We start from the raw sequence: 8277 nt of genomic DNA on the forward strand, positions 1-8277 counted from the left end.
AGTCGGGCGAGCCAACGCCGTAGCAGGATTTAAGTTCTCCGACTATAAGGGATGACAGGCTTTTTCACTCAGAGTAACATTACACCCGTTTCTATCCGACGATTGGTATTTGATTATGACCGTCCCCCAAGCCCCCCTGCTCGCTTCCGTCGATTTAGGCTCCAACAGCTTCCGCCTGCAAATCTGCGCCAACAACAACGGCCAGCTCAAAGTCATTGACTCCTTCAAGCAGATGGTGCGCTTTGCCGCCGGTCTGGACGAAAACAAAATCCTGAGTGAAGAATCGCAAGCCCGCGCCCTAGACTGCCTGGCCAAATTCGGCGAGCGTTTGAGCGGCTTCAGCCCCGAGCAGGTGCGCGTGGTCGCCACCAACACCTTCCGCGTCGCCAAAAACATCAATCAGTTTATCCCCAAAGCCGAAGCCGCACTGGGCTTTCCCATCGAAGTCATCGCCGGCCGCGAGGAAGCCCGCCTGATTTATACCGGCGTGGTGCACACCCTGCCGCCCAACGGCGACAAAATGCTGGTTATCGACATCGGCGGCGGCTCGACCGAGTTCGTTATCGGCTCCGATTTGAAGCCGATACACACCGAAAGCCTGCCGTTGGGCTGCGTGACCTACAGCCTGCGCTTTTTCCGCGACAAAATCAGCGCCAAAGATTTCCAGGCCGCCATTTCCGCCGCGCGCAACGAAATCCAGCGCATCAGCAAAATGATGCGGAAAACCAGCTGGGATTTCGCCATCGGTACTTCCGGCTCGGCCAAATCCATACGCGACGTATTGGCCGCCGAATATCCCCAACCCGCCGACATCACTTATGAAGGCATGAAAAAACTGGCCGAACGCATCGTCGCCGGCGGCTCGGTCAAAAAAGCCAAATTTGAAAACCTGAAAGCCGAGCGTGTGGAAGTTTTTGCCGGCGGGCTGGCCGTGATGATGGCCGCTTTTGAAGAGCTGGGCATCCAAAAAATGACCGTCACCGAAGCCGCGCTGCGCGACGGCGTGTTTTACGATTTAATCGGCCGCCAGCTCAACGAAGATATGCGCGAGCAGACCACCGCCGAATTTCAAAAACGCTACCACGTCAGCCTCAACCAGGCCGACCGCGTGGCCGAAACCGCGCAGAAATTCATGGAAAGCCTCTGCCTGGCGCGCAATGTGCCGGTACAGGATTTGGCCACTTGGCAGCAGTTTCTCAGCTGGGCCGGCCGCCTGCACGAAATCGGCACCGACATCGCCCACACCGGCTACCACAAACACTCCGCCTATATCTTGGAAAACGCCGATATGCCGGGCTTTTCCCGCAAAGAGCAGAGCATGGTGTCGCAGCTGGTCTTGGGTCATCGCGGCGATGTGAAGAAAATGACCGACATCGTCGGCCGCAACGAAATGCAGTGGTATGCCATTTTATCGCTGCGCCTGGCCGCGCTTTTCTGCCGCGCACGCACCCGCCTGGCACTGCCCGCCCTGATGCAGCTGCGCTCCGACAGCGCGGGTGCAGGCTTCGTACTGCGGATTGACGGCGCCTGGCTGGAAGCCCACCCGCTGATTGCCGATGCGCTGGCCTACGAAAGCGCGCAATGGCAGAAAACGGATATTCCGTTTACCGTACAGGCCGTTTAAGCCTGATGGTCGTCTGAAAAAAAGCCGTCTGAAAAATAGGATAGGAATATCTGTATTTTTCAGACGGCTTTTTATTACCACCCTCACCAAGCAATATAACTATTTTCTCTTTGATTAAAACCAACCATTCTTTCCCTTTTTCAGACGGCCTTGCTAAAGTGCCGCTTATCGTGAAATTCCCGAAATGCCGTCCATGTTCCTTCTCAAAACCCCCAGCGTATTGCCCGGCTTCAAAATCAGCCTCGGCCTGACCGTATTGTGCCTGTCGCTCCTGGTGATTCTGCCTTTTGCCATGATGGCGGCAAAAGCCGGCGAAATCGGCTGGACGGCGTTTTGGCAGACCATCGCCGAGCCGAACGTCTTGGCGGCGGTGTGGCTGAGTTTGAAAATGTCGTTTTACGCCATGCTGACCAATATCGTGTTCGGCACGCTGGTGGCATGGGTATTGGTGCGCTACGAGTTTCCGGGCAAAGGCTTGGCCAACGCGCTGGTCGATTTGCCGTTTGCGCTGCCCACAGCGGTTACCGGCATCGCGCTGGCCACACTCTACGCACCCAACGGCTGGATCGGCAGCCTGTTTGCACCTTTCGACATCAAAATCGCCTTTACCCCTATCGGCATTTGGATTGCGCTGGTTGTGGTGAGCCTGCCCTTTATCGTGCGGGCGGTGCAGCCGGTTTTGGAAGAACTTTCCGGCGAATATGAGGAAGCCGCCGCCACTTTGGGCGCAAACCGCTTCACCACCTTCCGCCGCGTGCTGCTGCCGGAAATCACCCCCGCGCTGCTGACCGGATCCGGCATGATGTTTGCCCGCGCAACTGGCGAATACGGCTCGGTGATTTTCATTGCCGGCAATATTCCGATGGTGTCCGAAATCCTGCCTCTGATTATTACCGGCAAACTGGAGCAGTTTGACGTACAGGGCGCGTCCGCCGTGGCCTTGTTTATGCTGATGATTTCGTTTGCCATTTTATTTGCACTCAATATCATGCAGTGGGCGTTGAGCAAGCGGGCGGGGGCGAAAGCCTAGGCCGTCTGAAAACGACATCACCTCTCTGCCGCCATCTTTTTTTCAGACGGCCTTTACGCCTGAAACGTTAAAACACAAGAGCCGAACCATGAAAACCCACTCTTCCAACCCCAATCTGACCGAACCGCGCTGGCTGAGAATCGCGCTGACTGCCGCGGCGTTGTTTTTCCTGCTGATTATGCTGGTGATTCCGCTGGTCGCGGTGTTTTACGAAGCCTTGAAAGGCGGCTGGGATTTATATGTCCAATCGCTGACCGACCCGGAAGCCTGGTCGGCCATTAAATTAACGCTGATTACCGCTGCGATTGTGGTACCCGTCAACGCCGTATTGGGCGTGGCGATGGCCTGGCTGCTGACCCGCTTTGATTTTCGCGGCAAGCAGCTTTTGACCACCCTGCTCGACTTGCCGTTTTCCGTGTCGCCCGTGGTGGCCGGTTTGATGTTTGTGCTGCTGTTTGGTGCGCATACCGCGCTGGGCGGCTGGCTGGAAGCGCAGGGCATTCAGATTATTTTTGCCATTCCGGGCATTATTCTGGCCACGCTGTTTGTCACCTTTCCCTTCGTCGCCCGCGAACTGATTCCGTTAATGCAGGCGCAGGGTGACAGCGAAGAACAAGCCGCGCTGATTCTCGGCGCAAGCGGCCGGCAGATGTTTTGGCGCGTCACCCTGCCCAACATCAAATGGGCGCTGCTCTACGGCGTGATTCTGACCAATGCCCGCGCGATGGGCGAATTCGGCGCGGTGAGCGTGGTGTCCGGCCACATCCGCGGCGAAACCAACACCATTCCGCTCCTGGTCGAAATCTTCTACAACGAATACAACTTTACCGGCGCGTTTGCCCTGTCGGGCGTATTGGCGCTGCTGGCGCTGGCGACGCTGGCCGTCCAAAACATCATCACCAAAACGCAAGAGAAAAAACTCGCAGCGGCGGAGAGAAACGCATGAGCATCACCATCGAAAATCTGAACAAACATTTCGGCAACTTCCACGCGCTGAAAAACATCAACCTCAATGTCCCCACCGGCAAGCTGGTGTCGCTGCTCGGGCCTTCCGGCTGCGGCAAAACCACGCTGCTGCGCATCATCGCCGGTCTGGAAAATTCAGACGGCGGCAAGATTCTTTTTGACGGCCAAGACGTTACCGGCAAACATGTGCGCGACCGCAAAGTCGGCTTCGTGTTCCAACACTACGCCCTCTTCCGCCACATGAATGTGTTCGACAACATCGCCTTCGGCCTGACCGTATTGCCCCGCTCCGAACGCCCGTCCAAAGAAAAAATCCGCGCCAAAGTGGAAGAGCTTTTAAACTTAGTGCAACTTTCGCACCTGGCCAAAGCCTATCCGCACCAACTTTCGGGCGGCCAGCGCCAACGCATCGCCCTCGCCCGCGCATTGGCGGTGGAACCCAAGCTGCTGCTGCTCGACGAACCTTTCGGCGCACTTGACGCCAAAGTCCGCAAAGAGCTGCGTACCTGGCTGCGCGACATCCACCACAACCTGGGCGTAACCAGCATCTTAGTCACCCACGACCAAGAAGAAGCCCTGGAAGTATCCGACGAAATCGTGGTGATGAACCACGGCAAAATCGAGCAGACCGGCAGCGCCGAAGCCATCTACCGCCGCCCGGAAAACGCCTTCGTCACCGAGTTTCTCGGCGAAACCGACGCCTTCGAAGGCCGCATCGAAAAAGGCGCATGGCACTATCAAAACTTCTCTTGGCCGCTGGAAAAACAATACAAATGGCAGGATCAAACCGCCGTCGGCTACATTCGCCCGCACGAATGGCAGCTTGCCGAAGCCGACCGCGCCATGATTACCGCAGCGGTTGAAAAAATCCACGCCGTCGGCGCACTGACGCACGTCACCGTCAAACACGGCGGGCAGGACGTACACATCACCCTCGCCGGCAGCGACGCCGCCCGCTTGGACTTGGCCGTCGGCAAAACGCTGTCGCTCTCGCCCAAGCAGGTTTACGTGTTCGGCCAAAACGAATTAATCGAATACGCAATTTAAATCCTGCACAGCCGCAAAAGGCCGTCTGAAAAACCGCCTGTAGAAAAAAGCCGTCTGAATATCGCTTGCAGCGCTCAGCAAGTGATATTCAGACGGCTTTTTTCAGACGGCCTTTACTTGCGCTGCTACACCAGCGTGACTTCCAAATTATCAATCAGGCGGGTGCTGCCCAGGCGGGCGGCGGCGAGGACGACCAGTTTTTTATCGCCGGCGCGGGCAACGGCCAGGTTGTCGGCGTGGCGGATTTCAAAGTAATCGACCGACCAGCCGGCGGCGGTTAGTGCATCCGTTGCGGCGGTTTCGATGGCGACATAATCGGTTGCGCCGCTTTTCAGGGCGGCGGCGGCCTGCTGCAGCTCGCGGTACAGGCGCGGGGCTTCGGCGCGCTCGGCTTCGCTCAGATATTGGTTGCGGCTGGATAAGGCCAGGCCGTCGGGCGCGCGACCGGTGTCCACGGGAATGATGTCGATATTGAAATTCAGGTCTTCGACAAAGCCTTTAATCACAGCCAGCTGCTGATAATCTTTTTTGCCGAAGCAAGCGGCATCGGGCGCGACGATATTGAAGAGCTTGGTCACGACAGTGGCGACGCCGCGGAAATGGCCGGGACGGAATTTGCCGCACAATTCGTTTTGCAGATGCGGCGGCTCGACGTTGTAACGCTGCTCGACGCGGGGATACAGCTCTTTTTCGTCGGGCGCGAACACCACGGCCACGCCCTCGGCAGCCAGTTTGTCGGCATCCTGCTGCAGGGTGCGCGGATATTTGTCGAAATCTTCGCCCTGGCCGAACTGTAGGCGGTTGACGAAGATGCTGACAACCACGCTGTCGGCGTGTTTTTTGGCTTCGCGCACCAGTGCCATATGGCCTTCGTGCAGATTGCCCATGGTCGGCACAAAGGCGACGCGGCCTGCGGTTTTACGCCATTCGCGCAGGGCTTGGACGGTATGGATGATTTGCATAATGCTTTCTTATCGTGATATCGGAAATTCAGACGGCCTATTGCCCCGGCTCGCGCCCTAAAATCATCGAGCCGATGCCGGAGTCGGTAAAGATTTCCAGCAGCAGCGCGTTCGGCACGCGGCCGTCGATGATGTGGGTAGCTTTCACGCCGTTGACTGCGGCTTCGAGGGCGGAGCTGATTTTCGGCAGCATACCGCCGTAGAGCGTGCCGTCGGCAATCAAATCGTCGATGCGCTTCGGAGTGAGGTTGGTCAGCAGATTGCCTTCTTTGTCCATCACGCCGGTGATGTTGGTCATCATCAGCAGCTTCTCGGCATTGAGTTCTTCCGCCAGCTTGCCGGCCACCACATCGGCATTGATATTAAAGGCTTCGCCGTTGCGGCCTACGCCGATGGGGGCAACCACGGGAATTTGGCCGTTGTCGATTAGGCCCTGCACCAGCGAAGTGTCGATGCTTTCCACCACGCCGACCTGGCCGATGTCCACGCCGTTGCGCTCGGGCGTATTGATATAGAGTTTTTTGGCTTTGATAAAATGGCCGTCGCGCCCGGTGACGCCCACCGCTTTACCGCCGTGGGTATTAATCATCGACACGATTTCTTTGTTGACATGTCCGCCCAACACCATTTCCACGATGTCCATGGTTTCGCTGTCGGTTACGCGCATACCCTGTACGAACACGCCTTCTTTGCCGACTTTATTGAGCATCTCGTTAATCTGCGGGCCACCGCCGTGCACAATCACCGGATTGATGCCGACCAGCTTCAGCAGCACCACATCGCGCGCGAAGCCTTCTTTCAGCGCGGGGTCGGTCATGGCGTTGCCGCCGTATTTGATAACGATGGTCGAGCCGGAAAAACGGCGGATATAGGGCAGCGCTTCGGCAAGGATGCCGGCTTTGACGGCCGGGGTAATGGTCGGGATATCGCTCATGGGGTTTTCCTGAGAGTTTCGGACAATACGGATGCAGCCCGGCTGCACCCCAAGCCGAATGTTAATACCAAAGGCCGTCTGAAACAAGGGAAAGCACGCCTACTCCCGGCCGCAGCGTGCAAAAGCCGTCTGAAAACAGCGGGATGCCTGATTGCGCTTGTTTTTCAGACGGCTTTTTATATAATGGGGTTATGAAAATGATTACCTCCGCCCACAACGGGCAGCTCAAGCATCTGGCCAAGCTGCTGGGCAGCGCCCGCGCCCGCCGCGAATCCGGCCAAACCGTTTTGGAAGGCATCCATCTGCTGAAAACCTATCTGGAAACCGGCCGGCAGCCGCTGCAGGTGTATCTGCCCGAAAAACAGGCGCAACATACCGAGCTGCAGGCCGCCATTGCCGCGCTGCCCGAAGAGCGGCTCACCCTGATTGCCGACGGCGCGCTCTCAAAAATCACCAGCCTCACCGAAGCCGAAGAAGTCATGACGCTGATTGAAATACCCGCCGAAACCCCGCCGCCGCAGGAAGGCGACTGCGTCTTGCTCGAGCGCGTGCAAGACCCGGGCAACGTCGGTACCATCATCCGCAGCGCCGCCGCCGCCGGCATCCGCAAGCTGCTGCTCACCCAAGACTGCGCCGACATCTGGTCGCCCAAAGTCTTGCGTGCCGGCATGGGCGCACACTTTCTGCTGGACATCAGCACCCGCGTTCCCGCCCGGGAGTGGGCCGCAGCCTACCGCCACCCCGTTTACGCCACCGCCCTCTCCGCGCAGCGCAACAGCGGGCTGTACGAGCTGGATTTGCGCGCGCCCGCCGCTTGGATTTTCGGCAACGAAGGCAGCGGCGTCAGCGCGGAAACCTTAGCCGCCGCCGATTGCGCCGTGAAAATCCCCATGTTGGGGCAGACCGAATCGCTTAATGTCGCAATGGCCGCTACGGTTTGCCTGTTTGAACAAATGCGCCAGCGCCTGCCGCTTGCACACCCCGCCAACCCATAAGGAAACATTATGCAATCCGCTTTCGATGAAGCCGCCTACACCCGCCTGGCCGAACTGCTCGACGAAAAATCCGAAACCCACAACACCATGCGCTGCGACGAAGTGCAGGCCTTTATGCTCGCCCTCGTCAGCGGCCCCGATGCGCTGGAAAGCGTCGGCTGGCTGCCCGAAATTTTGGGCGATGCACTGTTTAGCGATGAAGAACGCGCCGAAGTCGAAACGCTGGTTTTGTCGCTGGCCGACAGCATGAAATGCTCGCTGGCGGAAAAGACCCTGCCTGAAATGTGGCTTTATGAAGACGGCGACGGCACTGCCGATGTTTATACCTGGTGCAACGCCTATCTGTATGCGCTGGATACCGTACCGACCGACTGGTTTGCCAGCGTCGGCCAAGACGAATTTGAAGACCTGTTTTTCCCGATTATGGCGCTGGGAGGCATCTACGACGAGGAAGACGGCATCGTTTCCCTGAGCGAAAAAGACCTCGCCCGCCTGGAGGCCGACCTGCCGCACGTTTTGCTGGACATCGCCGTTTACTGGCACACCCTGCTCAACAAACCGCAAACCGTGCGCCGCGACGGCGAAAAAACCGGCCGCAACGACCCCTGCCCCTGCGGCAGCGGTAAAAAATACAAAGCCTGCTGCGGTAGGCATTAATTTCTTCGGCTATATATATGGTCATTTAAAATAAGAATGGTATGGCGTTGCTTCGCCTTGCT

General features: G+C 57.7%; 8 protein-coding genes. 6 read left to right on the forward strand and 2 right to left on the reverse strand.

What is annotated here, in order from left to right:
• Positions 1–115: 115 nt before the first annotated feature.
• From ppx to BDE01S_RS06190, 4 genes are all read left to right on the forward strand, one after another.
• Positions 116–1624 carry an exopolyphosphatase gene (gene ppx, locus BDE01S_RS06175; RefSeq protein ID WP_066078794.1) on the forward strand — a complete coding sequence of 503 codons (1509 nt, stop codon included), beginning with the start codon at positions 116–118 and terminating at the stop codon, positions 1622–1624.
• 193 nt (positions 1625–1817) lie between these two features.
• Complete coding sequence (gene cysT / locus BDE01S_RS06180; protein ID WP_066078797.1) at positions 1818–2654, forward strand: sulfate ABC transporter permease subunit CysT; 837 nt, start codon at positions 1818–1820, stop codon at positions 2652–2654.
• A gap of 88 nt (positions 2655–2742) precedes the next feature.
• Entirely contained in the window at positions 2743–3600 is an 858-nt protein-coding gene (gene cysW, locus BDE01S_RS06185; protein ID WP_066078800.1) for a sulfate ABC transporter permease subunit CysW, read from the forward strand.
• Positions 3597–4667 carry a sulfate/molybdate ABC transporter ATP-binding protein gene (locus BDE01S_RS06190; protein WP_066078803.1) on the forward strand — a complete coding sequence of 357 codons (1071 nt, stop codon included), beginning with the start codon at positions 3597–3599 and terminating at the stop codon, positions 4665–4667. Before cysW ends, BDE01S_RS06190 begins: the two co-directional genes overlap by 4 nt.
• Before the next feature lie 125 nt (positions 4668–4792).
• On the opposite strand, the gene panC is transcribed toward BDE01S_RS06190, so the two are convergent.
• Both panC and argB read right to left on the reverse strand, forming a co-directional pair.
• Positions 4793–5629, reverse strand: a complete 837-nt coding sequence (panC, locus tag BDE01S_RS06195) for a pantoate--beta-alanine ligase (RefSeq protein ID WP_066078805.1) — start codon at positions 5627–5629, stop codon at positions 4793–4795.
• A 37-nt stretch (positions 5630–5666) separates the two neighbouring features.
• Positions 5667–6563: an acetylglutamate kinase gene (gene argB, locus BDE01S_RS06200; protein WP_066078808.1), complete on the reverse strand. Its 897-nt coding sequence runs from the start codon at positions 6561–6563 to the stop codon at positions 5667–5669.
• Between the two features lie 191 nt (positions 6564–6754).
• Between argB and BDE01S_RS06205 the strand changes: the two genes are divergently transcribed.
• Both BDE01S_RS06205 and BDE01S_RS06210 read left to right on the forward strand, forming a co-directional pair.
• A complete protein-coding gene (locus BDE01S_RS06205; protein WP_066078810.1) occupies positions 6755–7558 on the forward strand; it encodes a TrmH family RNA methyltransferase in 804 nt (267 codons plus the stop codon).
• A 6-nt stretch (positions 7559–7564) separates the two neighbouring features.
• Positions 7565–8215: a UPF0149 family protein gene (locus BDE01S_RS06210; protein ID WP_169798084.1), complete on the forward strand. Its 651-nt coding sequence runs from the start codon at positions 7565–7567 to the stop codon at positions 8213–8215.
• Positions 8216–8277: the final 62 nt, after the last annotated feature.

The sequence above is a fragment of the Bergeriella denitrificans NBRC 102155 genome (assembly GCF_001592185.1).
Lineage (GTDB): Bacteria > Pseudomonadota > Gammaproteobacteria > Burkholderiales > Neisseriaceae > Neisseria > Neisseria denitrificans.